The organism is Mycobacterium sp. (assembly GCF_029961025.1).
GTDB lineage: Bacteria > Actinomycetota > Actinomycetes > Mycobacteriales > Mycobacteriaceae > Mycobacterium.
In genome coordinates, this window is sequence record NZ_JASBVP010000018.1 from 1 (window position 1) to 24662 (window position 24662).

Genomic DNA, 24662 nt, shown 5'->3' on the forward strand with positions numbered 1-24662 from the left:
CCCGGCTCCTGCCCAGCCTCGTCGACGACATCCGCAAAGAAGCCCGCGGCGCGACCACACGCGCGGCCGCCGGCCCGTCCGCGCGACCGTCCACCACCGATCAGCGCGTCGCCGCCGCCCAAGCCCTCAAAGCACGATTCGCCAGCCACGCCGTCCACGCCATCGACGGCGCCACCGTCCTCCAACTACCGAGCGGAGACATGAGATGACCCCTGACGAAATCATCGACCTGCTCACCCTGATCGCCAGCTTTGACCAGCGCACCATCGGCGAAACCGACATCGTCGCGTGGCACCAGATCGCCACCGAATGCGGCTGGACGTGGCCGCTCGCTCGCCGAGCCGTGCTCGAGCACCACAAACGCGGCGGTGACCGGCCCCGCATCAAACCCGGCCACATCACCGACGCCATCGAGGCGGCCCGCGCCCAGATCCGCCGCCAGGTCTTCCAGCGCGACCTCGTGCCGCCCAAGGAGCTCGCCGACAACCCGCGGGCCGAGCTGGAGTGGCGGCGCCGGCACATCGCCGAGGTGACCGAGCGTGCGCTGAACGCGTGGGCCAACGGTCAGCCGCTGCCGCAACTCGAGGCCGAGCCCAACAACGAACCGCGACGCGACGTGGAGGGTGTGATCGGCCGCGTGTTCGAGATGCCTCGGGAGCGGCCGTGACCGCCTGCCCCAGCGGCAAAACCCGCTACGCCGACCAACAGCAGGCCGAGCACGTGCTGCGCCGCACCAGCAGCCCGCCACGACCCGAACGGGAGGCATCGTGACCCTCGACCGCACCGGCGACCCCGAGCCGCCCGAGGAGCACCACTGCGCCGACGGCTGGCTCCCCGGCCACACGCTCGACGACGACCAGCCCCAGCCCTGCCTGGTCTGCAAGCCCCACCTCGCGCCAGTGCGACGCCGAGCACGGATCTGGGGGCCCGACCCGTCTGCGCACCCCACCCGTCAAGGGCGGTGACGCGAGGATGCCGATTCCTGCCGTCCCCTGCCGCGCAGGAGCCACGAACACCACCACCCCCGGACGATCACACCAGCCCGCACCAAAAACCGCTCACAGGCCCATACAGACCGCGACCGGTCGCCCGGCAGCACCCGCGCACGAAACCCGATCGGAGACACCATGACCCACGACCAGACCATGCAGCACCCGCTCGACGAAATGTGCTTCCACTGTGCTGACGACATGGAGATCTTGCGCGCTATCCGGTACATGGACGAGGGCAAGCCGTGGGACGGCCGAACGATCCATTGGCAGGTGCCAGAGAACTTCTGCCCCTATCTGAACGAGACCAACTCCGAGGAGCAGTAGTGATCCACAACCAGACCACCGATGCCACCGCCGAGGCTCGCACCCTCGCCGATGTGCTCGCCGAGATCGAGCAGCACGACACCGACTACCCCGCCCGCTACCCGCTCGTGATCGAGGCCATGCACCGCGCCCTCGCCGAGGGCCACGAGGCCGGGATCGGGATCGACTGGCTCGGAGACACCGGATACCAGGTCGTCGTCTACATCGAACTCCCAACCGGACAAATCTCGTGGCACATGCCCGAACACCCACAGCCCTGGGACGGCCACACCACCCAGGAGAAATACCAGCGCATCCGGCAGTTCGTGGACGGCCAGCATGGCTGAGATCGACCTACCGCTGATCCGCGGCAAAGTCCCCCTCACCCTCAACCAGCGGCTCCACTGGCGCGAAAAAGCCCGCCGCACCGCCATCGTCGTCAACGCGGTCTGGGCCACCGCCAAACAGCTCCACCTCGGCCAACACCAGCACATCAACGTGCGCCTGCACTTCGCCACCGGCGACAACCGACGCCGCGACCAAGACAACCTCGTCGCCACCCTCAAACCCTGCCTCGACGGGCTCGTCCGCGCCGGCGTCATCCCCGACGACACCCCCAACCACGTCACCTGGTGGTCACCCGAAATCCACAATGGACCCGGCAAACGCCGACTCTGGCTCGAAATCAACCCCACGGAGACCCAATGACCAAATGCGACATCAACGGCTGCCCCTACGACGCGGTGTACGACACCGGGCGCTGCCTGCAACACGCCCCCGCCATCCCCACCAAAGGTCCCTTACCGCAGGCAACCGCGCTCGACGACGCGATGCACCACGACCCTCAGCGCACGGCGCAGTTCGCCGCGCTCGGCGCGCTGATCCACGACGCGACAGCCGCGGAGCCGTGACCGAGCTCAGCAACCCAGCATCTCTCGCCGGGCCTGGCGCGCCTCGCCGCCGGGCCCGGCACCCAACCCATCACCAGGAGGAAATGATGAGCACAGCGACCGTCGAGACCCTGACCGCTCAAGTGAGCCTGTCAGTGAAGCAGCTTGGCGCGCAGATCAACGATCTGGCCGCCGTCATCGACAGAGTCCAGTCATACATCGACAAGCTCAAGGTGGAAAACCAGATTCTCCGTGAACTGGTTGGGCTGAAGGAGACCCGATGACCGACGCCCGACCCTGCATCTTGGGTTGCACCAACCGCGACGGCATCCCCTACCGCGCCGCACCCGGCCGCATGTGCTGCCACCCCTGCGCCGAAAAACTCCGGCGCCTGCTCGACGACATCAGCGACACATACGCGCGCGTCACCGACATCCACGAGCTCATCCCCAGCGGCCACGGCAACACCAGCGGCCCCCGCCGCGTCCCCGGCCCACGCTCACCCGCCGTCGACGACCTTCTCGTCCACACCGACGTGCGATCCATCCTCGACCACGGACCCGCGGCACTCGCCACCGTCGAAAGCTGGGCCCGCATGATCCGCGAAGAGCGCTCCATCGACACCCCGCCCGAGCGGATGCGTGACACCGTGCCCGCCGGCCGGGTCACTATGGAGCGCGAGCTCGCGACGATCAAATTCGAGTGGGACTGGGTACTCGCTCAGCCGTGGCTCGACGAGTTCGCCGCCGAAATGCGCGCAGTCCACACTGCACTGCAGCGGGCCGGCCGCGACCTGCCGCCCGTGCTACGCATCGGCCCGTGCCCCACGCTCGTCGAGGTCGAGGACCAGGGCGCCGTGCGCGAGGAGCCATGCGGCGCGCCGCTGCGGGTGCGGGTCGACGACGAGGAGATCCGCTGCCGCTCGTGCGGCACGATCTGGCCGCGGTCACGCTGGCGCGAACTCGGCGACCCATGGACCGACTACGCCACCTTGGCCGACGACTACGGCGTGCCGGTCGGCACCCTGTGGCGGTGGGCGAGCGAGGACGGCTGGCGGCGGGCGAAGCGGGGCGGCAGACTGCTCGTACACCGCGATGACGCCGAGGCATCGCGCGAGCGGCGACAGATGGGGAGAGTGGCGTGATGGAACCAGCGCGCTGTCTCGATTGTGGGTCTGGTCTCTACCACTGGTTCGGCTCGGCGAACGGCGTGCCATGCAGCGTGCTCACTCCCGATCCGGACCGCGTGTTCTACGTCCGTCCAATCCTGACCAATGCGCTGTACGGCATCGAGCTTGTAGACCAGTACGGCCAGGTGTGGGCGTTCAACTCGATGGCCCGCACTGCCTACGCGCCCGGCCCGTGACACGCCGTAGATCACCCCGCGTTGCCGTGACCAGGAGCGAAGGGTAACTTTGTCATCGTTGGTGCAGTGTCCCCAGTGGACGCGCCCAGGAGCCCCCGGTTGGACCCCCAGCGACTGGGGGCTTTTCCATGCCCACGGGACCATATGGATAACTGGGTTATGCATATAGTCTCGACCACGCCGACACGGTTACGATCCAGACGTGAAGTGCACAGGCCGGGTAACGATCAAAGGCCCGGACGGGCGCATCCAGCGCGACGCCGACGGCAAGCCGCTCACCCGACCCTGCAAGGCCGACGCCGTGAGGGGAGCCACGGTCTGCAATAAACACGGCGGCGCCGCACCCCAGGTCAAAGCCCGAGCAGCGGTGCGCGCCGAGGTCATGGCGTGGGGACTCGGCGACGAGAAGGTCGACCCCGGTGAGATCCTGCTCCGGCTCGTCTCGCAGTCCGCGGCCCGCGCCGAACGCTACGCGGTCGAGCTTGAGGCCCTCGTCGACGAGCATGGCGGCGACATCCAGAAAGCCATGATCGCCGACACGATCATGCTCGACCGCGACGGGCAGCCGGTGAAGGTCGGCGAGTACATCCGCGGCCTCGCCGAACTGGAAGCCAAAGAGCGCGACCGGTGCGCGAATTTCGCCGCCAAGGCGGTCGCCGCGGGGCTCGCCGAGCGGCAGGTGCGCATCGCCGAACGGCAGGCCGAGGCTGTGCTCAAAGCCATCGATGCCGCGCTCGACGCTGCAGGCATCGCACCCGCCGACCGCGGGCCCGCCAAGCTCGCCGCGGCGCGACATCTCAAGGCGGTCTGAACCAGGGGGAGGGGGATGGACCTCCTTGCCCTCGTCGCGGCCAAGCTGGAAGAGGACGCGGAGCGAGGCGACCCCATCGAGAAAGCCCGCGCGTTTTGGCGCGAGCATGGCCGACCCGAACAGCACACCCCCGAGGGTGACTGGAACGTTTGGCTCATCCTTGCCGGCCGTGGCTTCGGCAAGACCCGCACCGGCGCCGAGGACCTCGCCGACTACATGGTCAGCAACCCGGGCGTGCGGTGCGCGATCGTCGCACCCAAGTTCGGCGACGGGCGCGACATCTGCGTTGAGGGTGAATCCGGGCTGCTCGCAGTGCTCGAGCGGTACGGGCTGAAGCCGGGCGAGGGCCTCACTTGGAACCGGTCGCTCGGCGAGCTGATCCTCGACAACGGCAGCCGCGCGAAGCTGTACAGCGCAGAGCGGCCCGGCAGCCTCCGCGGCCCCCAGCATCACCGCGCGTGGGTGGACGAGCTGGCCCAGGTGGTGCTCAAAGCACCCGAGACGTGGGACCAGCTGATGTTCGGGTTGCGGCTCGGCCAGCATCCGCGCGTCGTGGCCACCACGACACCGCTACCGGTCAGCAGGGTGCGTGAGCTGATCGACAGGGCCGCGAACCCGGCCGATGTCCGGCTGACGCGCGGCTCGACCTACGACAACGCCGCCAACCTCGCCGACGTGGTGCTCGACGAGCTCCGGCGCCGCTACGAAGGCACCCGGCTCGGCCGCCAAGAGCTGTACGCTGAGCTGCTCACTGACGTGCCCGGCGCGCTGTGGCAGCGGGCCTGGATCGACGCGGACCGCGTGCACCGCGCCCCGGAGCTGGTGCGAACCGTGGTGGCGGTCGATCCCGCGGTCACGTCCGGTGAGCACGCTGACGAGACCGGAATCGTCGTCGCGGGCCAGGGTGTCGACGGCGCCTACTATGTGCTCGCTGATCGATCGGTGCGCACGACCCCGCTGGATTGGGCTGGTCGCGTCGTTGGTGCCTACCACGACTTTGACGCGAACGAGGTCGTGATCGAAACCAACCAGGGTGGTGAAGCGCTCGCCACCCTGTTGCGGCAGGTCGAGGCGATGCTGCCGATCCGCGAGGTGCACGCGAAGAAGGGCAAGCGCGTGCGGGCCGAGCCCGTCTCGGCGCTGTATGAGCAGCACCGCGTCCACCACGTCGGCACCTTCGATGTGCTGGAGGACCAGCTCTGCACCTGGACGCCTGAGGAAGTGGAGTCGCCGGACCGTATGGACGCCCTGGTCTACGCCCTGTTGCGCCTGTCGCAAGGGTCGGCTGCGGAGGCGTTCTTCACCGAGCTGGCACGCGCGAAAGGAGGGGGCACGCTGTGAGCCGTCGTATCGGCATCCGTCGCCCTCTGCGTCCGCGCCGGCCGGTCACTAAGGCTGCCCTGCCGGGCGGTGTGCAACTGCCCGCGGGCGCGCAAACCACCGATTTGACACCCACGGTCGCGGCGTTGCAGCAGCGCACCCAGATTCAGGGCTACGCGGGCATGTCGACCCCGCTCCCGCGGGAGATGAGCGACTTCATCGCCGCGTTCGGGCCCGGTGTGCCGCTCTATCCCGAGCCGCTGCAGCCGGCCCGCCCGGACACCGGGCAGCCCGACCCGCGGCGCTGGGCCTACCCGGTCAGCTGGAACCTCTCGCGCGAGATGCAGCGGCACACGCCGTGGTCGCTGCTGCTGGAAACCGCCGACCGGGTCGATCTCGTGCGTCGCTGTATCGAGATCCGCAAGGCCGAGCATGTCTCCCAGGACTGGGATTTCACCCTGTCCCGGCGGGCATTGGAGGCGGCCGGCGCGAACACCCCGGGCGAAAAGTCCGCCCTGCGCGACAAGTACTCCGACCAGATCGCGCGGCTGGTCGAGTGGTGGCAGGTGCCGGACAAAACCAACGGGCTGAACTTCTCGACCTGGTTGACGATGGCGCTGGAGGAGCATTTTGTGCTCGACGCGCTCGCCATCTACCCGAGGGTGACCTACGGTGGTGACCTCGCGTCGCTGGAGATCCTCGACGGCTCGACGATCAAGCCGCTGTTGGACACTCGCGGCAACCGGCCCGCGCCGCCCGCGCCGGCGTTCCAGCAGTGGCTGTACGGGTTCCCGCGCGGGGAGTACACCTTCCAGTCCGATTCGGACACGTGGCAGGGTACGGCGGGGGAGCTGATCTACGCGGTGCGCAACGCACGTACCCGCAGCCCCTACGGGTATAGCGCGGTGGAGCAGGCGCTGATGTCCGCGGACCTGTGGCTGCACCGCGAGCAGTGGATGCGCGCCGAGTACACCGTGGGCACACTGCCTACGACGTGGCTGCAGACCGATGCCGCCGCGGGATCGCTCACGCCGGAACAGATCCGCGCGTGGGAAACCACCCTGAACGATTTTTATTCCGGCTCGACCGACAACCGGCACCGGTTGCGGCTGCTGCCCGGCGGCATCAACCCGATCGACACCCAGGACGCGGGCGAGCGGTACAAACCGGAGTATGACGAGTTCCTGGTGAAGTTGATCTGCGCGCACTTCGACGTCGACCCCATGGAGCTGGGCTTCAGCCCGCGGTCTGGGCTCGGCGGCAAGGGCTTCTCCGAGGGGCAGACCGACAGCAAGTACCGCAAGGCGATCAAGCCGCTCAACGAGTGGTTGACGGACCTGATCAACGACATCTCGCGCCGCTACCTTGGGATGCCGCCGGAGCTGACCTTCCAGTTCCTCGGTGGCGAGGCCGAGGACGAGAAGGCCGAGGATGACATCGCCGATGTGCGGGTCAAGGGCGGCCGGATGACGTTCAATGAGGACCGTGACCGTATGGGCCTGCCGCGGTATGACGCGGAGTGGGCCGATAAGCCGATGATGCTCACGGCGTCCGGTCCCATGTGGCTGGATCAGGCGTGGGAGGAGGCGACCGCGCCGCCCGCGCCCGTGCCGGCGCCGCTGGCCGGGCACGTGCCCGCTGCGCCGCCGCCGGGTGGACAGCCACCGGCCGAACCGAAACCGGCCGAGCAGCCCGAGCAGCCTGAGCAGGACGGGCAGGATGAGGCGAAGAAGGCCGAGCTGGCCGCCTACCGGCGATGGGTGCGCAAAGGCAAGCGGTCGAGGCCGTTCCAGTGGCACCACCACTCCGACGCCGAGGTGGCCGAGCTGACCAAGGCGGGTGATGCCCGGGGGCGAGGCGAAGCTCCAGCGGGTCGAGCAGGCCCTGCTGGATCACGACCAGGTGGTCAACGCACACCGGGCGGGTATCGAGCGGGCTTTGACTGGGCTCGTGCCGAACCCGACGGCGCTCGCTGAGCGGCTCGTCGCAGCGAACCCGACCACGTCGCACGCGGCGCGGCTGATCGTGCATGAGGCCATGGCCAAACCGGACACGGCGGCGCTCGACGAGCTGTACCGGGCCGGGTGGGCCGCGGGCACCGCGGCGGCGCGGCGCGCGCTCGGCGTGGTCACCAAGGCCGCGCCGATCGAACCGCCGGAGCCGGGACAGCAGCCGCCAGCGCAGCCGCCGGCCGAGCCGGTGCAGCCGATCCCCGACGGCGTCAACGTCGTGGATCTCCAGGCGCTGCTGGACGCTGGCGCCGTGGCGTGGCAGTCCATCGCCGAGACGGTGGGAGACCAGATCGCCGACCGCGTGGTGGCCATGCTCGCCGACCGCGACACGTCCTCGGTGCCGCTGATCTCGCGCGCGATCGAGGATCTCGCCGGCTCGCCGGCCCGCGCTGATCTGATCGCGGTCACCGAGACCACGCGCGCCATGACGGCCGCGGCCTACTCGGCGTATCGGGACATGGACGTCGAGAAGGTGGAGTTCCTCGCGACCGACGACCCGAAGGTGTGTCCACTGTGTGCAGCCAACGAGAAGCAAGGCCCGATCCCGATCGCGGCCGAGTTCGAGCACGGGGCGCCGCCGGTGCATCCGCGCTGTAGGTGTGCCGTGCTGCCCGCCGTTGAGCCGCTAGGTGAGGAGGCGTGACGTGGCCAGAGGCAACGAGGAAGCCCTGAACCATTGGGCCACCGAAACCGCCGCCGGTGAGGCGCATTTCGCGTGGGGCACGCCCGGCGACTTCGACCGCTGCGTCGCCTTCCACGAGCGCAAGGGGCTCAGCCCGGAGGTGGCGAAGGGGCATTGCGCGAACCTGCATCACCGGGCGCTCGGCGTGTGGCCGGGCCAGGAACACAAGAAGGCGGAAGGCACAGTGGACGAACAGGGCGTGGAGATCGCGAAGGTCGGTCCGAAGGGTTACGAGCACGGGTGGCGCTACGTCGGTGGTCCTGGACTGCCCAAGCCACGCAACGGACGCAAGCCGACCGGCGCGGGGCACGCCGAGCCTGCAAGCCCGAAGAACGAGCCGAAGCAAGGCGCCCGCGCGAGCGGCGGCAGCGTACTCCACGACGTCAAGGGCCGCACGTACACGCTGACCGCGCAGGACAAAAAGGACGTCAAGGCCGCGAAGCTGTCGACGAACCAGCAGATGGCCTACACCGCGCACCGGTTCAGCGGGCTCTCGCATCAGGAAGCGCTGCGACGCGCCAAGCAGAGCGCCAAAGCGGAAGGAGACAGTAGCGTGGACACCGCGCACGGCTGGGTGCCGATCCTCAAAAAGGAAAGGCAGGATGACGGCACCCTCATCGTCGAGGGCATCGCCACCGACTCCGGGATCGACCGCGACCAGCAGATTGCCGACCCCGCGTGGCTGGCCAAGGCCATGCCCGAGTGGTTTCGCTCCGGCGGGAATATCCGCGAGCAGCATGACGGCCGACGGGCCGCTGGGGTTGCCGTGGAGTACACGCCGGGCGAGGACGGGCACCGCATCCGCGCGCGCATTGTCGACCCCGTCACGATCGCGAAGATCGAACACGGCGTCCTCAAAGGATTCTCGTTCGGCGCTCGCAACGCGCGGGTCACCACCGACAAGTCCGCCGCAGGGGGGCGGATCGTCGACGGCCAGATCTACGAAGTGTCCGTTGTGGATCGGCCAGCGAATCCGCGGTGCACGCTGACGATCGCGAAGGCCGAGGGTGACGGGCCGCTCGAGCTGGTCGATGAGCCTCAGCTCGTCGAGAAAGACGATGACGAGCCGCGCTTCACACCTACCCAGTTCGCCGAGCTGCTCAAGGGCCTGGGCAAGGCGCGCGGCGCGACGACCGTGGAGAAGAAAGATTTCACCGACGAGGAGCGCCAGCAGCTCGCCGATCAGGGCAAGGCCATGCCGGACGGGTCTTTCCCGATCCGGAACGTGTCTGATCTGAAAAACGCGATCCGCGCGATCGGCCGCGCCAAAGACCCCGAGAAGGCGAAGGCGTGGATCAAGCGGCGCGCGAAGGAACTGGGTCGCGAGGACCTCGTGTCGGGTGATGCCTGGAAGGCCGACGGCGAGCCCGACGACATGGTGCACGACCCGGCCGACATCGCCGCGGTCCGCGCCGGACTGATCGCCCTGATCAAGGCTGAGCTTGATGAGCTGGAGAACGGCGAGGATGAGCTGTGCGACATCGCCGAACTCCTGTGCTCCCTCAAGATGCTCATGTGCTGGTGGGATCACGAGGCCGACGAGGGGGAGACCACCGACCCGTACCCGAACGGCGACGAGGCCCCGACCGACCACGGCGACCACCCGGTGCCGATCGTCATGGCCGCCGACGGTGAGAAAACCACCCAGACCGAGCGGGCCGCCGAGCAGGCGGAGACGCTCACCAAGGCTGATGTCGCTGCCCTCATCGAGGACGCCATCACGAAGGCCGACGAGGCCCACAAGGCAGAGCTGGCCGCTCTGCGGGCTGAGCTGGCAGAGGTGAAGGCCACCCCGATCCCGGGCGGACCGGCACGCACCCGCACCAGTGGACAAACCGCGATCGCAGCCCAGGCCGACAGCCTGCGCGCCACCGAGGAGCGCCTGCAGAAGATGGTCGACACCACGTCAGGCCCCCTACAGCAGGGCTATCGGGAGCGCTTGAAGGCCGTGCAGGAGCAGCTGCGTGAACTCGCGGCAGTGAACGGAGGCTGACCTCTCTTGAACACGAAGCTTGCCCGCAAGGGCGCCCAGATCCAAAAGCTGTTTTCCGACGTGGCCGATGATCCGGTCGCGTTGAGCGAGCGTTTCGACGACTACACCAAGGCCCTCGACGCCGCCCCGTGGGGTGTGGTCAACAGCGCGGGCCAGACCGTGGCCGGCAACCTGCAGGTCGTCAACAGCGACAGGACCGCGACCGGCAGGTTGATCCAGGTCCAAAAGGTCACCGATGCCGCCGAGCAGATGAAGGCCCTGCTGCGGCAGGACACCATCAACAAGGCGATCGGCGAGGACCTGCGCCAGTCCCTGACCACCGCGCTGTCCACGCAGCAGGCAAACATCACCAAGGACATCACACTGACCAGCCCGGTCAGCGGTGGTCTGGTCCTCTTTGACCTCAAGCACCCGGCCGAGTTCCTGGTTCCGGTCGAAACGCCGTTGCGGAACATGTTCCCCCGCACCCAAGGCGTGGGCACGAGCTTCCGGTACAAGCAGATCACCGGCATCAGCAACGCCCAGACCACGGCGGGCCTGACCCCGCTCCACCCGGGTATCTCCGACGGGACGCAGACAAACTTCGCGGCCCCCGGCTCGGCGAACAGCGAGTTTTTCAACCGTGGCCCGAAGATCAGCTACGCCGGTCAGGACAAGCAGGTCGCCTACTTCCAGTTTGGACTGTCCGACGAGGTGACCTGGTCGGCCGAGTTCGCCGGCGTCGGGTTCCAGGACGTGCGCAGCCTGTCGCAGACGAGCGTGCTGTACGCGTCGATGCTGGCCGAGGAACGCATGACCGTCTACGGCCGCGGCCTCGACACCAACGGGTTCTCTGGCAGCATCACCAGCCCGACCGGTGTCATGGGCACCCCCCGCGCCGCTGGCACGGGCGAGACCGGCATCACCGCGGACGCGACGGTCACCGTGTGGCTCGTGGCGACCACTGGTTTCGGCTACGCGCCGCCGGTGCAGGCCGGAACCGGTGTTGCGGTGACCGCGGGCCAGGTCGTGGACGTCACGATCCCCGACACCCCGGGAGCGACCGGTTTCCTCGTGTTCGTTAGCACGGCCGCGTCGCCGACCACGGCGAACGCGTTCTACTACGGCACGGTGTCCGGCTCGTTCACCCTCCAGGGCGCCATGCCGACCTCGGGGCAGGCCGCGAACAACTCCGCCTACGCCACGAACACCACGGCGCAGACCGTGGGCTACGACGGCATCATCCCGATCGTGACCGGGCCCGACTCCGGCTACGTCCACAACATCGACGGCGCGTTCGACAAAAACAACCCCGGCATCGAGTTCCAGAACGCGTTCGCCACGATGTACGCCCAGAACCTGGCCAACCCGGACCGGGTGCTGCTCAACGGCAGCGACCGCAAACAGCTCTCGGACCTGCTCAAGACGGCATCGTCGACCGGCTACCGGCTCGTCGTCGAGACCGACGGCCTGTCTGGGCACCAGCTCGGCAACATCATCACGGGCGTGCAAAATGAGACCACCGGGAAAATGCTCGACCTCATGGTGCACCCGTACATGCCGCAGGGCATCGCGCCGATCCTGAGCGACAACTTGCCGTTCCCGAACAGCAACGTCGCGTCGTGCTGGGAGTACCGGAACGTGCAGGACTACATGGGCATCAACTGGCCCGTGCTGCAGTTCACCTACGACACTTCGAGCTACTGGTATGGCACGTTCTTCTGTCACGCCCCGGCGTGGCAGGGCGCCATCACCGGTATCGCCGCGAAGTAAGACGTGGCCGGGCCGCCCGCGGGGAGGGGCGCTGGGGCGGCCCGGCCACACACCACCGTCCAAAGGAGACCGCTATGCCGTCGCGTCTGCTGCTGCCCGATGACGCTGTGCGCGAGGTCGACATCCGCACTCCCTACGGCACACGCCGCTACCGGCCCGGCCGGGACGGCACGGTCACACCCGCATCGGCCCACGACGAGCGGGCCCTGCGCGAGATGGGCGCCACCCTCGCCTCGGCCGGTGGCGGGCTCGGCGGTCGAGGGAAGCGCTGCACCTCGTGCGGGTTCCTCGGCTACTTCGTCCGGTGTGGACGGTGCGGCGGCCACTGCGAACCCGAGCAGGCATAAGGGGGCGACTGTGGTCTCGCCCTTCATCCCCGGGTCCTACCTCACCATCGAGGAGTACCGGGCCGCGCCGACCGCGCTCGCCACGAACACCCTCGTCCCGGGCGGCACGCAGGAGGACCAGGACAACGAGTTGGCGGGGCTCATCAAGCGCGCCAGCCGCTACCTGGACAACACCGCGCGCCAGACGCTCGCGGCGACACAGGCAACCCAGCGCGAACGGGTCCGCATCGACGGGCAGGGCAACTTCGTCCTTCACGCCCACCAGGACCGCGTCAAGAGCGTGGACGCGTTCGCGTGGGGGTTCAGCCCCACCAGCCTCGCCGCGATGGAGACCCCGATCCCGCCGTCGCAGTACTTCATCGAGGAGAACCGCATCCTCGTCGCCCGATCAAGCGCGGGCGGGCTGTCGTGGGTCGGTGGTCTCAACTTCATCGCCGAGCCCTCCGGCGGCACGGTGTACGCGTCGTGGACCTACACCGCGGGATGGGTCACGACCCGGCTCGCGGCTGGCGCCACGGCGGGAGACACGTCAGTGATCGTCGAGGACCCGACCGGCATCGGGCCGGGCGCGTTCATCCAGCTGATCGACGGGGCAAACCAGACCAGCGTCCAGGTCGCCGCCAGTTACACGCTGGGCTCGGCCACGGTGCCGCTCGCCGCGGCGCTCGCCGAGGACATGCCGGCCGGGGCCGGGTTCACCGAGGTTCCCGAGGACATCAAAGAGGCGTGCGTGCTCGCGACATCGCACTACATCAAGATGCGCAAGGCCGGCGGGTTCGTCATGTCCGGCACGTCGGCGACCGTGGACCAGACCACCGAAACACAGCTCGGCCCTGAGCTGGAGCAGGCGCGCCAGCTGGCGCTGCGGTACGAGCGGATCACGCCATGACCGCCCCAGCCCGCGGCGGCAGCGTGCAGGAAGTCCGGGCCGCGGTCAGCAGCTTCCTCGCGGACGGGTCGATCCCGTACCTGTCGCATGTGTACAAGGCGCCCCCGTTCGATATGGGCACGATCCCGTGGGACACGCTGATCCAGCCCGGCGAGACCGCCACGTGTTTCGCTGTGCTGTGGATCGACCGGGAGAGCGACCTGCAGCCGATCGCCATGGACGGCAAAGGTGGTCGGCGTATCTGCCGCTACGACGCCACCCTGGGTCTGTTCTTCTTCGACACGTCCGGTGACGCGGAGACAGCCCAGGACAAACTGGACCAGGTCATCGATGGCGTGAAACAGCGCCTGCGGTCCGATCCCGCGCTCGGCACTGACCCCGAGACCTCGAACATCATCGCCGCCGCCACCGAGCAGCTCGACATCAACCGGGGCCGGCCCGAACGCCAAGGCGGAGGCGACACGTTCGGCGCGCTCACCGAGGTGCTTTTCAACGTTGACTCATACGAATGGAGTTCCTGATGGCGACGGCATACCAGTATGTCGGCCCCGGCGAACGCGACTACCCCGATTGGGGTCTGCGCGTCAAACCGGGCGACGTCGTCTACCTCGACGGCCGGCCGCCCGGTGATGGGCGGTGGCAGCAGCACCAGACGCCGGATGCGCCCGCGACCGCCACGGCGGCCACCGAGCCGGCCCCGGCCGAGACGCGCCGCCCGAACCTGGCAGCGTCCGCCGAGGCCTGGAAGGCGTACGCGATCGCCCAGGGGCTGCCCGAGGATGTGGTGGCCAAAGCGACCCGTAAGGCGATTATCGACCATTTCACCGGCGCCGCCGCGCTGCCGGTCGAGCAGCAAGAGGAGTGAGCCATGGCGACCGGCGTCACCGCGTCCACATATCAGGAAGTCCTCGGGATCGCGCCCGAGCCACAACCGGCCGACGGGACACCTGTCGACCCGACGGCGTTCATCCCGATCACCAACCTGGAACCCAAGAACGTGGTTCAAAAGCTGCTCGACCAGTCATGGCGAGGCAGCATGGTGCAGACAACTAACGTCCAAAATGGACCACAGTCGTCTGAGTTGTCCATTGAGGGCAACGCCTACCCGGACACCATCGGGTTCCTGTTCGCGGGCGTGCTCGGCGACATCACCACCACCGGGTCGGCGGCGCCGTTCACGCACACGATCAGCCTCTACAACGGCGGCAACGGGCAGCCCCCCTCGTACACGATCACCGACTCGCTCAGCGCGCTCTCGACCCGGCAGTACGCATCCAGCCGGGTGCAGCAGTTCGTGCTGACCTACGACGCGTCGAAGCTGCTCACCTACAAGTCAAAGTGGCTCGGCTGGGCGGCGCCCACCACCAGCACGGCGCCCACCACGTCCTACACCACGGTGCCGCCCGCCCCGTCGTGGCAGTGCGCCTTCCAGATCGACGGCACCGCGGACCCCACCGTGGAGACGATGGAAGTCACGCTGGAGCGGCAGGACTCCGATCCGATCTGGACGCTGCAGAACGACCCCAACCCCTACCAGGTGCACGTCGGGCCGATCGAGGTCACGTTCAAGGCGACGATCGTCGCGGCGAACGAGAACGCGCTCGACGACTATTTCTCCAACACCAGCCGTCCACTGGTGATGACCTTGTCGTCGGGTAGTGGTGCGACGGCGACGCAGATCAAGATCACCGCGTCGCAGTACAACTACCAGTCGGTCACCAAGAGCCTCGGAAACTCCTATGTGGAGTATGAGATCGAGGCCCTGGCGGTCGGCAACATCACCGACGCCGGCTCCTCCGGCGGCTACAGCCCCTGCAAGGTCGTGCTGCAGAACGCGCTGCCCGCCAACAGCTACACCGCCGCGCCGTAACCGTCAACACAGGAGAGCGCCCCGCTATGCGTACCGTCACCCTCCCGTCCGGCCACACCGCCACCCTGCGCGAAGCCGGTGATCTGAAGAACAAGCACCGCAAACAGGTGCTCAAAGAGATGGGCCTGGAAGTTGACCCGGCGACCAGGCGAGCGACCGTCAACGGTGGCGAGTTCCTCGACCGGATGAACAGCGCGCTCCTTCGCGTCGCCATCACCGACTGGACCGTGACCGGCGATGACGGGCAGGTGCTGCAGATCCCGTCGCTCGATCCGACCTCGCTCGACGAGATCAGTGCCCTCGACGGCGCCGCCCTGGAGCGGGAAATCGGCCCGCTGCGCGAGGTGGTGCTGCCTGATTTTGGGCCGAGCCCGGATGAGGCATCCCCTACGCCGCCCTCCGGCGCCTGAAACGCGCGCTCAAGCTGGGTCGCCCTGATCCGCGCTTGAGCCCGCCGGAGGGATACGAGCTGTACCGGCTCATGCGCATGTTCCCCGGCCTCACCCCCGCCGACATCGACGAGCTGCCCGCGGGGTTCGTGCCGTGGGCGTTCGAATTCGACCGGATAGAGAACGAGGTACGCGCCGAGCTGGAGAAGGAAGCCCAGCGCGACGCCGAACGCGCCGCCGGAGGTGGCCGTGGTCGATGAGGTCCGCGTCGAGTTCATCGGCGGTGACCTGCTGCGCGCCGCGCTGCTCGGCATCACCGCCAACGAGGAAGAAGCCTCCCGTAGGGCGATACGCGACATGGCGCTACGCCTGATCAACTACGCCAAGCGGGAAGCCTCCGGCCCGGCCCGGACAGGCGTGCCACGCCGCAACCGCAGGGGCATGACCGTGCCCTACCGGGCAGGCGGCCCGGGTGTTGTCACCGGCCATTTGCGACGGTCGATTCTGCCCATTCGGGAAGGCCGCATCGGCGCGCACTCCTGGTTCACCGAGGTCGCGCCCGGCACACCGTACGCGCGGCGGCTGGAACTCGGCTTCTACGGTGCCGACAGCCTCGGCCGCCGCTACCGGCAGCCGCCCTACCCGTACATGAAGCCCGCGCGCGAAAAGGTCGCGCGCGAGGCGAACCAGATCATGGCCCGCGCCTGGCGGGAAGCCCTCAAACCCTGACACCGCAAGGGGGTGGACAGTGGCCGACTACCTGCCCCCGGTGATCGCCCGGCTCGTCGCCGACGTGAGCGATTTCGTCCGCAAATTCCAGCAAGCCGCGGACGAGGCCGACAAGAACAACGCAAAGATCCGCGAGTCCGTCGACTCGATGTCCGGCGAGGTCAGCAAGGCGTTCAGCAGCATCGGCAACGGCGTGTCCAGCACTGGTTCGAGCGTGCTGTCACTGCTGAAGTACTTCGGCATGTTCGGCGCCGCCGCGTCCGCGGGAGCGCTCGTCGCAGGCGGTGCGTTGGCCGCGCTGCCGCTGGCGTTCGCAGGCATCGCCGCCGCGGTGCTCAAGTCCAACTCGGCGTTGACACAGTCCTTTTCGGACTTGGGCAACCACATCAAGACCAGCTTGCAGTCCGCGGCGGCACCGCTCATCCCGGTGTTCCAGAACGTGGCCACACAACTTGGCCAGACGTTCAACCAGTTGCTGCCGCAGATCCGCGCGGTGTTCTCGTCGATCGGGCCTTATATCGGCACCTTGACCGAGGGCGTCACCGGTTTCGCGTACCAGGCCATGCCGGGAATCGTGACCGCGGTACAAGCGGCCGGGCCCGTGTTCGACGGGCTCGCCGACGCGCTGGCCGGCGCCGGAGCCGGAATCAGTGGGTTCATGTCCGCGCTCGCCCCAGCCGCCAGCGCGGCAGGGCAGGTGTTTTCCGCGCTCGGCGACGCGCTCGCCCAGGTGCTACCCGTCCTCGGGCAGGTGTTCGCCGCGCTCGCGCAGGCCGGCGGCCCGATCGCGTCCGAGCTGCTGCCTGTGATCGCGGACCTGGTCTCGACCCTGGGTTCGGCCCTGGTCCCTGTGATTCAGGCCCTCGGCCCCATGCTGGGCACGGTCGCATCAGCAATCGGCCCGCTCGCGTCCGCGTTCACTCCGCTGATCACGGCTGTGAGCCAGGTTGCCACCCAGTTCATCACGGCGTTGACGCCGATCCTGCAGCAACTGCTGCCCATCATCACGCAGATTGCCGCAGTATTCAGCCAGATGCTGGCACAGGCTCTCTTGCAGCTCATGCAGGCCGTGATTCCGCTGCTGCCGCCCCTGGGTCAGTTGGTGACCGCCGTGCTGCAGGTCATGCTGCAGGTGCTGACCGCGCTGTCACCGCTGTGGCCGGCGCTGATCGCCGCGTTCATGGCTATCTTGCCGGCCGTGATGGCGATCATCCCGCCACTCACGGACCTGGTGACCGTGCTTGGCCAGGTGCTGATCCCGATCATCCAGACGCTGTTGCCCATCATCACGACCGTTTTTCAAACCGCCGCTATGGTCGTCTCTGACGCGATGCAGGCGATCAAGGGCGTGATCGAGATCGTCACCGGCATCATCTCCGGCGACTGGTCCCGCGTGTGGCAGGGCATCAAGGATTTCCTCGGCGGCATTCTCAACGGCATCAAGGACGCCGTCTCCGGCGCGCTCGGCAATGTCGTAGCCTTCTTCGGTAGCCTCGGCGGCCGCGTCCTGAGTGCGCTCGGCAACGTCGGCGGATGGCTAGTCGGCGCCGGTGCCGACATCATCCACGGACTCTGGAACGGCATTCAGAGCGCCGTGGGTTGGATCATGAGCAAGATCCGCAGCATCGGATCGTCCATCGTGGGCGCATTCAAGTCCGTGCTGTCCATCTTCTCGCCGAGCCGCGTGATGGCCGACGAGGTCGGCGTGTACATCACCCAGGGCATCGCCCAGGGCATGATCGACGGACTCTCCTCGGCGACCCGCGCCGCGGCCACCGTCTCGAACAGCGTGGTGTCCGCAGCCCAGGTGCAGGTGTCCGGCTCGATCTCCTCGGCCGCGTCCGGCCTCGGCAGCACGGCCGGCGTCGGCGCCACGGTGGTGAACCTCAACGTGGCCGGATCGCTGATCCACCAGAACCAGCTCAAGGACCTGATCCAGACCACGTTCCTGCAGAACAACCTGCGTAACACCACCAACGGCTTGTCACTCGCGACCAGCTGAAAAAAGAGGGGTGTGCTGTGGCATCACTGCCCACGTGGCCGCTGATGGCGGTCTACGCCGACTTCACCCAGGGCCCACCGAATGGGGTCGGCTTTTCCGCGGTCGCGCTCAACGCCGGCCCCACCGCAGTCTCCCAGATCACCACCAGCCGGGGGCGACAGTACGAGCTGAACCACGCCGAGGCCGGCACCTGCAATATCAAGGTCGAGGACCCCAGCGAGTACCTCAACCCGGCGAACACCGCGTCACCGTACAACTCCGGCGGCAACCGGCTGTTGCCGTACCGGTCCGTCCAAGTTGGTGCGTGGTGGTCGCCGACCACCGGCACCACCGGCAACCTCATGAACGGCGCAAACATGCCGCCCGGCTCGACGTCCCCGTTCGATCCCTCGTTCGAATCGTCAAAGGGATGGGTCGGGTTCCTCGGCACCGAGCCCACAACCGCGCTGTCAACCGCCCAGCACGTCGACGGCGCCCAGTCGCTGGCGGTCACATTCAACACCTCGACCGACACGTTGGCGTGGGGTCTGTCCACAGTGCCCGGCCAGACCTACACGCTGTCGATGTACGTGTTCGTGCCGGCCGGCGCCACCGTCACCGCCGAGTTCATCGAGTTTCCCAACGCCATTGGGCCTACGATCGCGTCGGCGACCAGCTCGACGACGGGCGCGTGGGAACGGCTAACCATGACCGGCGCGCCCACGGGCGCCGTGTGTGCGGTCACCCTGACGTGCTCAACCACCGCGACCACGGTCTACCTCGACGCCTGCCAGCTCGAACTCGGCGACACCGCAACCGAATTCACCACCGACGGCCCGGTGTACTACCCGATCTACACCGGCTATGTCGAGCGCTACCCCCAGCAGTGGCAAGACCTGGGCTTCTGGGGTGTCCGGCCGCTGCAGTGCGTAGATGCGCTCTCCGTGCTGTCCCGAACGGTGATCCGCCAGTCCTACGCCTCCACCGTGCTCGCCGACCATCCCGCAGCCTACATCCCCTACGATGACCAGTCGTTTCCACAGACCGTGGTACTACCCCAGGGAGGCACGCCGTATATCGGCTACACGCAGCTCGGGTCTGCGACCGAAGCCAGCGGGGGAAGCGCGCAGGGCCAGGTCAACTTCGGGGGCGACTCCTTTGTGGACGGTTCGCGCGCGGTCAGCGTAGTGCAGCAGAACACCAGCCCAGTCACGCTATTTGATGGCGGGATGCTGACCTATCTGGGCACCCGGCAGGGATCGATCGCGCTCAACCCGCAAGCCGCGACCCTCGAAATGTGGATCAGATTCACCTCGGGTGTGGTCTACGGTGGCGCCGCGGCCATGCAGATCGGCGAGTCCACAGTGGGCGAGGTGACCGGACCGCTGTGGGGCCTGATGATCTACACGAGCGGCGGACGCCTGTGCTGGCACTACATCGATGCGGCGGGCTCGACGCCGCTCTGGATACTAGGCGGCAATGGGTGGAATGGCGTCGCCGACGATCAGTGGCACCACATCGTGCTGCGGCTGCTCGGCAACAACACCATGCAAGCCGTCATCGACGGGTACCCCGATGGGATCGCCGAGTTCGGCTTCGCCGCATCCGGTGGTCTCGCCATCGACAACGTCTACATGGAGGCCCAGACCTACTTCGGCGACCCCGTGACGAAGGTGTCCATGGCGCGCTGGGCCCTGTACCCCTACGTCCTCTCTGACGAGCAGATCGCTGCCCACTACCAGCGCGGCATCGGCTACCTCGGCGAGACCACCGGGGCTCGCGCGACGCGGCTGCTCGACCAGTACTGGCAGGGCCCATACGCGGTCACCGACGGCACCGTCACGCCGATGTCGCCGGACTACGACTACGACGGCCGCACCATGCTCGACGTGCTGCAGGAGATCTCGGACACCGACTCGGGACTCACGTACGTCACCGCCGGCGGCGCGGTCACGGTCGAGGGCCGCGACACCCGATACCGCCAGCAAACCGCGCGATGGGTGTTCGGCGAGCGCGAGGACCTCGGCGAGCTCCCCTACGTGGATCTGGCGTTCGACTACGACCCGACCTACGTCTACAGCGAAGTGCAGGCCAGCATCCCGAACGGCACCACCTACGATGTGGTCAACCAGGACGCGCAGCAAGCCTACGGGCAGCGCATCCTGTCGACCACACTGCACGCCGCGACTGACTGGTACGCCGAGCAGTACGCGCAGGCCTACGCCGAGCGGTACGGGCAGGCCCGCGTCCGCGTCAACAAAATCACCATCGACCCGAGCGCGAATCCCGCGCTGTGGCCGGCCGCGCTCGGCGCCGAGATCTCCCAGCGCGTCACCGTCAACCGGCGCGCACCGGGCGGTGCCACGATCTCGCAGGACTACTACATCGAGCAGATCAAGCACTCGATCGACTCCAAGTCTCTGAAGTGGACCGTTGACCTGCAGCTGTCGCCCGTGTTCGTCGATACCGCGTGGATCCTCGGCGATTCCACCTACGGCGTGCTCGGTGAAACCACAGTCTGTGTCTACTAGATCAAGGAATTGTGATGCCTGCTCAGAACTATTTGCTTCGTCCTACCGTCGTGCAGGCCATTTGGTGGGACGGGACAAATACCGACGAAGTGAACCAATTTCTTGAGCAGAATCAAAACAGCTGGAGAATAGTACAAGACGATTCGGGGGAATTTATGCTGCGCGGTCCCGGTGGTGTTCAGCACCCGATTAGTAATTCGTGGTTCACCAGCAGTGGGCTCAATCTGGATGACGCACAGTTCCAGGAGAAATACGTGCCCGGGACAATGTGGGTGGTTGCACAATGACCGCGCCTACTCCGCCTATTCCGACGTTCGTTGACGGCCAGCTCGTGCACGCCGCCGAACTCAACGCGCTGAGCGCGAACATCATGAACCTCTTCAACGAAAACCAGGGCGGATTCAGGACTCAGCGGCCATGCGTCATCGCGAGGCAGACAACCGCTCAAGGGCTTCAGGCAGGCGTGTTCAGCACCGTCAACTTTCAGGAGTCCGTCGTCAACACTGACAACATGTGGGTCGCCAGCCGCCCCGACGAGATTGTGATTAACACGCCCGGAATCTACTACGTATTTTCCCAGCTGAGGTTTCCCGTCACGGGATTCGACCCGTCCACCAAAGCGGTCGACGGCTACATTCTGATGAACGGGCGCGACTTCAACAACAGCATCACCGGTCAAACTATGGTCCCGGTACCCCTCTCTATTGGTACCACGATCGTCGCGACCACCATTGCCAATCTCGCCAGCGGCTCGACCCTCTACCTCGGGACACAGGCCAGCTTTAACTTTCAGCTGGACACCGGTGTCGGCGGCAGCTTCCTCGGCGCCCTTTTCCTGACCCCGAGCTCGTAGGCGGCCACACATGAGCGAGCAGGACCGCATCGACGAACTTTCCCGCACCTGTATTCGTATCGAACAGAAGGTTGACCGGATCGACGAAAAGCTCGACGGCCACGCCACCACACTCGCCCAGTACGGCGTACGCATCGACGCTCTTGAGCGTCACATCCAACGTAATTGGGAGCGGGTCGCCGTCTGGCTCGGCGTTCTCGCTGCCCTCGTCGCCGCCATCCTCCCCGACGTCGTGCATTAAGGAGGCACCACGCCATGCGCAGATTCCGCTATTTGTCCGAGCGCCCCGGCAACCCGTACCGGTTGGGTCGGCACCAGGTGCCTGACGCTTTCGATCCGGCGCTGCGCGCCGAGCCGCGGCGGGCGGTGCGCATTCAGACCGTCCGGCACGAGGAGTTCGTGCCCGTCTTCGATCAGGGCCAGCTCGGCAGCTGCACGGCGAACGCCGCGCTCGGCTGTTTGGTGACTGCCCCGTTCGGCCGGCCCGGAGTGTCCTACACCGAGGCGGACGCGGTCGCCCTGTATGAGCTGGAGACCAAGATCGACAACTCGCAGATTCCCGGCTCGTACCCTCCCGAGGACACCGGCTCGACCGGCCCGTGGTCCATGGAAGCTCTGAAAAAGCAGGGCAAGATCAGGAGCTACCAGCACACAACCTCGCTGCACACCGCGCTCGCGCTGCTCAACGACGGCCCGATCTCGATCGGCGTGTCCTGGTTCAACAGCATGTTCGAGCCAGACTCCGCGCACACGATCCACGTCGACCCTGACAGCGGGCTCGGCGGCGGACACCAGGTCTGCGTGGTCGCCGATGATGTCGAGGAGCAGCGTGTCCTGATCCGCAACTCCTGGGGCCCGTCGTGGGGCGACCAGGGGCACGCGTGGCTGTCGTGGTCGGATCTGGAGTGGCTGCTCGCCGAGGGTGGCGACGTGGTGCAGCCGGTGATCTGACCATGCCGCGGACCATGTACGACTCGATCACGGCCGCGGACATCCCCGCTTCTGCGGCCATGGTCGCCGGGTACGTCAACGGCACGTACCGATGGTCGGATGCGGACTGGGCGAGGTTCCCGGGCGCCGTCAAGGTCGGGATTGCGACTCGGGCCGATGTCAACGATGGGCACGTGCTCGACGTCGAGCCCGGAGACGCCACCCCCGCGCAAGCCCCGGGATGGGTGACGATGCGGCGAGCGGCCGGAGCGGACCCGACTGTCTACTGTAACCAGTCCGCTTTGCCGCAAGTTAAGGCGGCTTTCCGTGCGGCTGGCGTGGCCGAACCGCACTACTGGGTGGCGCACTACGACGGCGTGGCCGAGCTGCCCGACGGCTGCGTCGCGAAACAGTACGCCAACCCACCCGCCAGCGGCGGCCACTGGGATCTGTCCATTGTGGCCGACTACTGGCCTGGCGTAGACCCAGCGCCAGCACCCAACCCTGATCTGTCCGCGACTGCTAGGGAGGATGGAATGCTCGTCCCCGCAGGCGACAACGCTCACGTCGTCGTACCGGCTGCCGGGCGGCCGCTCTACCTGTACGTCTACGCCGCGTTCGGCCACCACGTCGACGTCCACCAGCTCGTGTGCGTCAAGGCGACGCCGAGCGGCCCTGGGGCGGCCTACGCCCCGTCGCCGTGGCCGAATGGCGGCACATTCGATCCTGACCGGCCCGGCCCTGTGCCGCTGCCCGCGGGAACCGTTGGCGTGGTTCTTCGCTACACCGCCGACCACGATTTCACTGCCTACGTCGGCTGACTGAAAGGATAATCCCTAGTGGACAAGATCAAGGAGTTTCTATCCGCGTTTCGCACCCCGGCCGGCGCCATCTCGGCGCTGTCCACCGTGGTCGCCGTGCTCGGCACGGTCGGCATCCTCGACACCGACCTGTCCGGTGCGCTGCAGGCGCTGCTGACCGCCATCCTCGGCGTGATCGTCGCCGTCGGCCACACGGCCGGCGTATCCGCGGTCGCCAAGCGCTCCGCGGTCAAGCACCTGACCAAGTAGTCCGGAAAACGCGTAGCCCCCTCCCGGCCACCAGGGCCGAGAGGGGGCTTTCGTCATGTGCGGCTCGGGCGGATTTTATCCCGCCCTTGCGCTTCCTATGTTAGGTAGGTATGTTGTAGGTGTCAGGTCGAGGGGAGCAGCCCCAGACCACTACCGAGAGGAATCGGACATGACCGTCACCACTGAATACGGGACCTGGTCCAATTTCGCAGGGCTCGGCTGCGACCGTCTGGAGGACAGCGTTGCCGAATTTCTCAATGAATTCGTCGGCTGCTACGACTTTGACGGCCTCGTGGCCGCCTACCGCGAGGCGATCAATGACGCGCTGCCCGAGGGTGTGGCGCTTTGTGGCAACATTTTCTATGGCCCGTACCCTCGCGATTACGACGCGATCGAGCAAATCCCCGAGGTGATCGAGTCCATTGATCTCGGCAGGCTCGCCGAGAAGTACGACAAGACGGCGTGACCCTGCGGACGCATTCGCACATTGGCCCCCGGTGCGACCGGGGGCCTTTTGCTCTAGAGAGGACACTATGCCTGACGAGATACCTGACGACGAGCGCATGACGCCCGCGGAATTCCGCGTGATCCGCGAATACCTGGGCTTGTCCGGTCCTTGGCTCGCCTCCGCCCTTGGCGTCTCTGACCGCACCATCCGACACTGGGAGGCCGGAAAATATCCGATTCCGGACGGGGTACGGCTCGCGATCGAGCAGATGGAGGATGACGCTGCTCGCGCCGTGGAGGATGGTGTCAGGCGACTGATGGATGTGCCGGAGCCTGCGGTGATCACCTACGCCACTGACGAGCAGTTTCGTTCCGCGCACCCCGAGGTCACCTACCCTGCGTCCTGGCATCGCGCGGTGGTTGCTCGCATCGCGCACGAGGTCCCTGGGCTGGTTATCACCTACCCACCGAAGGAATGGCGCTCCGCGGAATAACCGCACAGCACG

General features: G+C 67.2%; 33 protein-coding genes. All 33 read left to right on the plus strand.

Translation table 11 applies throughout. The features are described from left to right. Window positions 1-209: hypothetical protein (locus QJR12_RS16780; protein ID WP_300584508.1), on the plus strand; the 209-nt coding region annotated here is incomplete at its 5' end. After that, window positions 206-667 (plus strand): hypothetical protein, encoded by a 462-nt coding sequence (locus tag QJR12_RS16785; protein WP_300584510.1) that lies wholly within the window; start codon window positions 206-208, stop codon window positions 665-667. The genes QJR12_RS16780 and QJR12_RS16785, both read left to right, overlap by 4 nt. 460 nt (window positions 668-1127) lie before the next feature. Continuing rightward, window positions 1128-1316 carry a hypothetical protein gene (locus tag QJR12_RS16790; RefSeq protein WP_300584512.1) on the plus strand — a complete coding sequence of 63 codons (189 nt, stop codon included), beginning with the start codon at window positions 1128-1130 and terminating at the stop codon, window positions 1314-1316. Continuing rightward, window positions 1316-1642, plus strand: coding sequence for a hypothetical protein (locus QJR12_RS16795; protein WP_300584514.1), 327 nt, complete (start codon window positions 1316-1318; stop codon window positions 1640-1642). The genes QJR12_RS16790 and QJR12_RS16795 overlap by 1 nt, the downstream gene beginning before the upstream one ends. After that, a complete protein-coding gene (locus QJR12_RS16800; RefSeq protein WP_300584516.1) occupies window positions 1635-2003 on the plus strand; it encodes a hypothetical protein in 369 nt (122 codons plus the stop codon). The genes QJR12_RS16795 and QJR12_RS16800 overlap by 8 nt, the downstream gene beginning before the upstream one ends. Continuing rightward, on the plus strand, window positions 2000-2206 hold the full coding sequence (locus tag QJR12_RS16805) for a hypothetical protein (RefSeq protein WP_300584518.1): 207 nt from the start codon (window positions 2000-2002) through the stop codon (window positions 2204-2206). Before QJR12_RS16800 ends, QJR12_RS16805 begins: the two co-directional genes overlap by 4 nt. 86 nt (window positions 2207-2292) lie before the next feature. After that, a complete protein-coding gene (locus QJR12_RS16810) occupies window positions 2293-2469 on the plus strand; it encodes a hypothetical protein (RefSeq protein ID WP_300584520.1) in 177 nt (58 codons plus the stop codon). Beyond that, window positions 2466-3329: a hypothetical protein gene (locus QJR12_RS16815; protein ID WP_300584522.1), complete on the plus strand. Its 864-nt coding sequence runs from the start codon at window positions 2466-2468 to the stop codon at window positions 3327-3329. Before QJR12_RS16810 ends, QJR12_RS16815 begins: the two co-directional genes overlap by 4 nt. Then, entirely contained in the window at window positions 3326-3550 is a 225-nt protein-coding gene (locus QJR12_RS16820) for a hypothetical protein (protein WP_300584524.1), read from the plus strand. The genes QJR12_RS16815 and QJR12_RS16820 overlap by 4 nt, the downstream gene beginning before the upstream one ends. Window positions 3551-3752: 202 nt before the next feature. Next, window positions 3753-4361, plus strand: a complete 609-nt coding sequence (locus tag QJR12_RS16825) for a hypothetical protein (RefSeq protein WP_300584526.1) — start codon at window positions 3753-3755, stop codon at window positions 4359-4361. Window positions 4362-4376: 15 nt separating this feature from the next. Continuing rightward, entirely contained in the window at window positions 4377-5702 is a 1326-nt protein-coding gene (locus QJR12_RS16830; protein WP_300584528.1) for a terminase family protein, read from the plus strand. Then, window positions 5699-7657 (plus strand): phage portal protein, encoded by a 1959-nt coding sequence (locus tag QJR12_RS16835; RefSeq protein WP_300584530.1) that lies wholly within the window; start codon window positions 5699-5701, stop codon window positions 7655-7657. Before QJR12_RS16830 ends, QJR12_RS16835 begins: the two co-directional genes overlap by 4 nt. Continuing rightward, entirely contained in the window at window positions 7620-8336 is a 717-nt protein-coding gene (locus QJR12_RS16840) for a minor capsid protein (RefSeq protein WP_300584532.1), read from the plus strand. Before QJR12_RS16835 ends, QJR12_RS16840 begins: the two co-directional genes overlap by 38 nt. A 1-nt stretch (window position 8337) precedes the next feature. After that, window positions 8338-10368 carry a hypothetical protein gene (locus QJR12_RS16845; protein WP_300584534.1) on the plus strand — a complete coding sequence of 677 codons (2031 nt, stop codon included), beginning with the start codon at window positions 8338-8340 and terminating at the stop codon, window positions 10366-10368. A 60-nt stretch (window positions 10369-10428) separates the two neighbouring features. Continuing rightward, window positions 10429-12120, plus strand: a complete 1692-nt coding sequence (locus QJR12_RS16850) for a hypothetical protein (protein ID WP_300584536.1) — start codon at window positions 10429-10431, stop codon at window positions 12118-12120. 74 nt (window positions 12121-12194) lie between these two features. Beyond that, the gene (locus QJR12_RS16855) at window positions 12195-12467 is read left to right on the plus strand and encodes a hypothetical protein (RefSeq protein WP_300584538.1); all 273 of its coding nucleotides are present in this window, start codon (window positions 12195-12197) and stop codon (window positions 12465-12467) included. A gap of 10 nt (window positions 12468-12477) precedes the next feature. Then, window positions 12478-13356, plus strand: coding sequence for a hypothetical protein (locus QJR12_RS16860; RefSeq protein WP_300584539.1), 879 nt, complete (start codon window positions 12478-12480; stop codon window positions 13354-13356). After that, window positions 13353-13877 carry a hypothetical protein gene (locus QJR12_RS16865; protein ID WP_300584541.1) on the plus strand — a complete coding sequence of 175 codons (525 nt, stop codon included), beginning with the start codon at window positions 13353-13355 and terminating at the stop codon, window positions 13875-13877. The genes QJR12_RS16860 and QJR12_RS16865 overlap by 4 nt, the downstream gene beginning before the upstream one ends. Further along, entirely contained in the window at window positions 13877-14221 is a 345-nt protein-coding gene (locus QJR12_RS16870; protein WP_300584543.1) for a hypothetical protein, read from the plus strand. The genes QJR12_RS16865 and QJR12_RS16870 overlap by 1 nt, the downstream gene beginning before the upstream one ends. A gap of 3 nt (window positions 14222-14224) precedes the next feature. Beyond that, a complete protein-coding gene (locus QJR12_RS16875) occupies window positions 14225-15226 on the plus strand; it encodes a phage tail tube protein (RefSeq protein WP_300584544.1) in 1002 nt (333 codons plus the stop codon). A gap of 26 nt (window positions 15227-15252) precedes the next feature. Beyond that, entirely contained in the window at window positions 15253-15636 is a 384-nt protein-coding gene (locus QJR12_RS16880) for a hypothetical protein (protein WP_300584546.1), read from the plus strand. A gap of 35 nt (window positions 15637-15671) precedes the next feature. Beyond that, the gene (locus QJR12_RS16885; RefSeq protein WP_300584548.1) at window positions 15672-15875 is read left to right on the plus strand and encodes a hypothetical protein; all 204 of its coding nucleotides are present in this window, start codon (window positions 15672-15674) and stop codon (window positions 15873-15875) included. Continuing rightward, entirely contained in the window at window positions 15865-16344 is a 480-nt protein-coding gene (locus tag QJR12_RS16890; protein ID WP_300584550.1) for a hypothetical protein, read from the plus strand. Before QJR12_RS16885 ends, QJR12_RS16890 begins: the two co-directional genes overlap by 11 nt. 19 nt (window positions 16345-16363) lie before the next feature. After that, window positions 16364-18346, plus strand: a complete 1983-nt coding sequence (locus QJR12_RS16895) for a hypothetical protein (protein ID WP_300584552.1) — start codon at window positions 16364-16366, stop codon at window positions 18344-18346. Window positions 18347-18363: 17 nt separating this feature from the next. Further along, entirely contained in the window at window positions 18364-20856 is a 2493-nt protein-coding gene (locus tag QJR12_RS16900) for a LamG-like jellyroll fold domain-containing protein (protein WP_300584554.1), read from the plus strand. A 14-nt stretch (window positions 20857-20870) separates the two neighbouring features. Then, window positions 20871-21143, plus strand: coding sequence for a hypothetical protein (locus QJR12_RS16905; RefSeq protein ID WP_300584555.1), 273 nt, complete (start codon window positions 20871-20873; stop codon window positions 21141-21143). Then, entirely contained in the window at window positions 21140-21709 is a 570-nt protein-coding gene (locus QJR12_RS16910) for a hypothetical protein (protein ID WP_300584557.1), read from the plus strand. The genes QJR12_RS16905 and QJR12_RS16910 overlap by 4 nt, the downstream gene beginning before the upstream one ends. A gap of 10 nt (window positions 21710-21719) precedes the next feature. Further along, window positions 21720-21950 carry a hypothetical protein gene (locus QJR12_RS16915; protein WP_300584559.1) on the plus strand — a complete coding sequence of 77 codons (231 nt, stop codon included), beginning with the start codon at window positions 21720-21722 and terminating at the stop codon, window positions 21948-21950. A gap of 14 nt (window positions 21951-21964) precedes the next feature. Continuing rightward, window positions 21965-22660 carry a C1 family peptidase gene (locus QJR12_RS16920; RefSeq protein ID WP_300584561.1) on the plus strand — a complete coding sequence of 232 codons (696 nt, stop codon included), beginning with the start codon at window positions 21965-21967 and terminating at the stop codon, window positions 22658-22660. 2 nt (window positions 22661-22662) lie between these two features. Further along, window positions 22663-23460: a hypothetical protein gene (locus tag QJR12_RS16925; protein WP_300584563.1), complete on the plus strand. Its 798-nt coding sequence runs from the start codon at window positions 22663-22665 to the stop codon at window positions 23458-23460. 18 nt (window positions 23461-23478) lie between these two features. Then, entirely contained in the window at window positions 23479-23709 is a 231-nt protein-coding gene (locus QJR12_RS16930; protein WP_300584565.1) for a hypothetical protein, read from the plus strand. A 169-nt stretch (window positions 23710-23878) separates the two neighbouring features. Then, a complete protein-coding gene (locus QJR12_RS16935; protein WP_300584567.1) occupies window positions 23879-24175 on the plus strand; it encodes a hypothetical protein in 297 nt (98 codons plus the stop codon). Between the two features lie 67 nt (window positions 24176-24242). Beyond that, the gene (locus QJR12_RS16940; protein WP_300584569.1) at window positions 24243-24650 is read left to right on the plus strand and encodes a DUF1870 family protein; all 408 of its coding nucleotides are present in this window, start codon (window positions 24243-24245) and stop codon (window positions 24648-24650) included. The last annotated feature ends 12 nt before the right edge of the window (window positions 24651-24662 follow it).

Excerpts from the sequence above, each read along its gene's own strand:
- QJR12_RS16870 (WP_300584543.1), top strand. The coding sequence starts at position 13,877 with ATGGCGACGGCATACCAGTATGTCGGCCCCGGCGAACGCGACTACCCC.
- QJR12_RS16810 (WP_300584520.1), top strand. The coding sequence starts at position 2,293 with ATGAGCACAGCGACCGTCGAGACCCTGACCGCTCAAGTGAGCCTGTCA.
- QJR12_RS16855 (WP_300584538.1), top strand. The coding sequence starts at position 12,195 with ATGCCGTCGCGTCTGCTGCTGCCCGATGACGCTGTGCGCGAGGTCGAC.
- QJR12_RS16815 (WP_300584522.1), top strand. The coding sequence starts at position 2,466 with ATGACCGACGCCCGACCCTGCATCTTGGGTTGCACCAACCGCGACGGC.
- QJR12_RS16905 (WP_300584555.1), top strand. The coding sequence starts at position 20,871 with ATGCCTGCTCAGAACTATTTGCTTCGTCCTACCGTCGTGCAGGCCATT.
- QJR12_RS16880 (WP_300584546.1), top strand. The coding sequence starts at position 15,253 with ATGCGTACCGTCACCCTCCCGTCCGGCCACACCGCCACCCTGCGCGAA.
- QJR12_RS16925 (WP_300584563.1), top strand. The coding sequence starts at position 22,663 with ATGCCGCGGACCATGTACGACTCGATCACGGCCGCGGACATCCCCGCT.
- QJR12_RS16865 (WP_300584541.1), top strand. The coding sequence starts at position 13,353 with ATGACCGCCCCAGCCCGCGGCGGCAGCGTGCAGGAAGTCCGGGCCGCG.
- QJR12_RS16800 (WP_300584516.1), top strand. The coding sequence starts at position 1,635 with ATGGCTGAGATCGACCTACCGCTGATCCGCGGCAAAGTCCCCCTCACC.
- QJR12_RS16910 (WP_300584557.1), top strand. The coding sequence starts at position 21,140 with ATGACCGCGCCTACTCCGCCTATTCCGACGTTCGTTGACGGCCAGCTC.
- QJR12_RS16875 (WP_300584544.1), top strand. The coding sequence starts at position 14,225 with ATGGCGACCGGCGTCACCGCGTCCACATATCAGGAAGTCCTCGGGATC.
- QJR12_RS16915 (WP_300584559.1), top strand. The coding sequence starts at position 21,720 with ATGAGCGAGCAGGACCGCATCGACGAACTTTCCCGCACCTGTATTCGT.
- QJR12_RS16830 (WP_300584528.1), top strand. The coding sequence starts at position 4,377 with ATGGACCTCCTTGCCCTCGTCGCGGCCAAGCTGGAAGAGGACGCGGAG.
- QJR12_RS16805 (WP_300584518.1), top strand. The coding sequence starts at position 2,000 with ATGACCAAATGCGACATCAACGGCTGCCCCTACGACGCGGTGTACGAC.
- QJR12_RS16790 (WP_300584512.1), top strand. The coding sequence starts at position 1,128 with ATGACCCACGACCAGACCATGCAGCACCCGCTCGACGAAATGTGCTTC.
- QJR12_RS16920 (WP_300584561.1), top strand. The coding sequence starts at position 21,965 with ATGCGCAGATTCCGCTATTTGTCCGAGCGCCCCGGCAACCCGTACCGG.
- QJR12_RS16935 (WP_300584567.1), top strand. The coding sequence starts at position 23,879 with ATGACCGTCACCACTGAATACGGGACCTGGTCCAATTTCGCAGGGCTC.
- QJR12_RS16785 (WP_300584510.1), top strand. The coding sequence starts at position 206 with ATGACCCCTGACGAAATCATCGACCTGCTCACCCTGATCGCCAGCTTT.
- QJR12_RS16940 (WP_300584569.1), top strand. The coding sequence starts at position 24,243 with ATGCCTGACGAGATACCTGACGACGAGCGCATGACGCCCGCGGAATTC.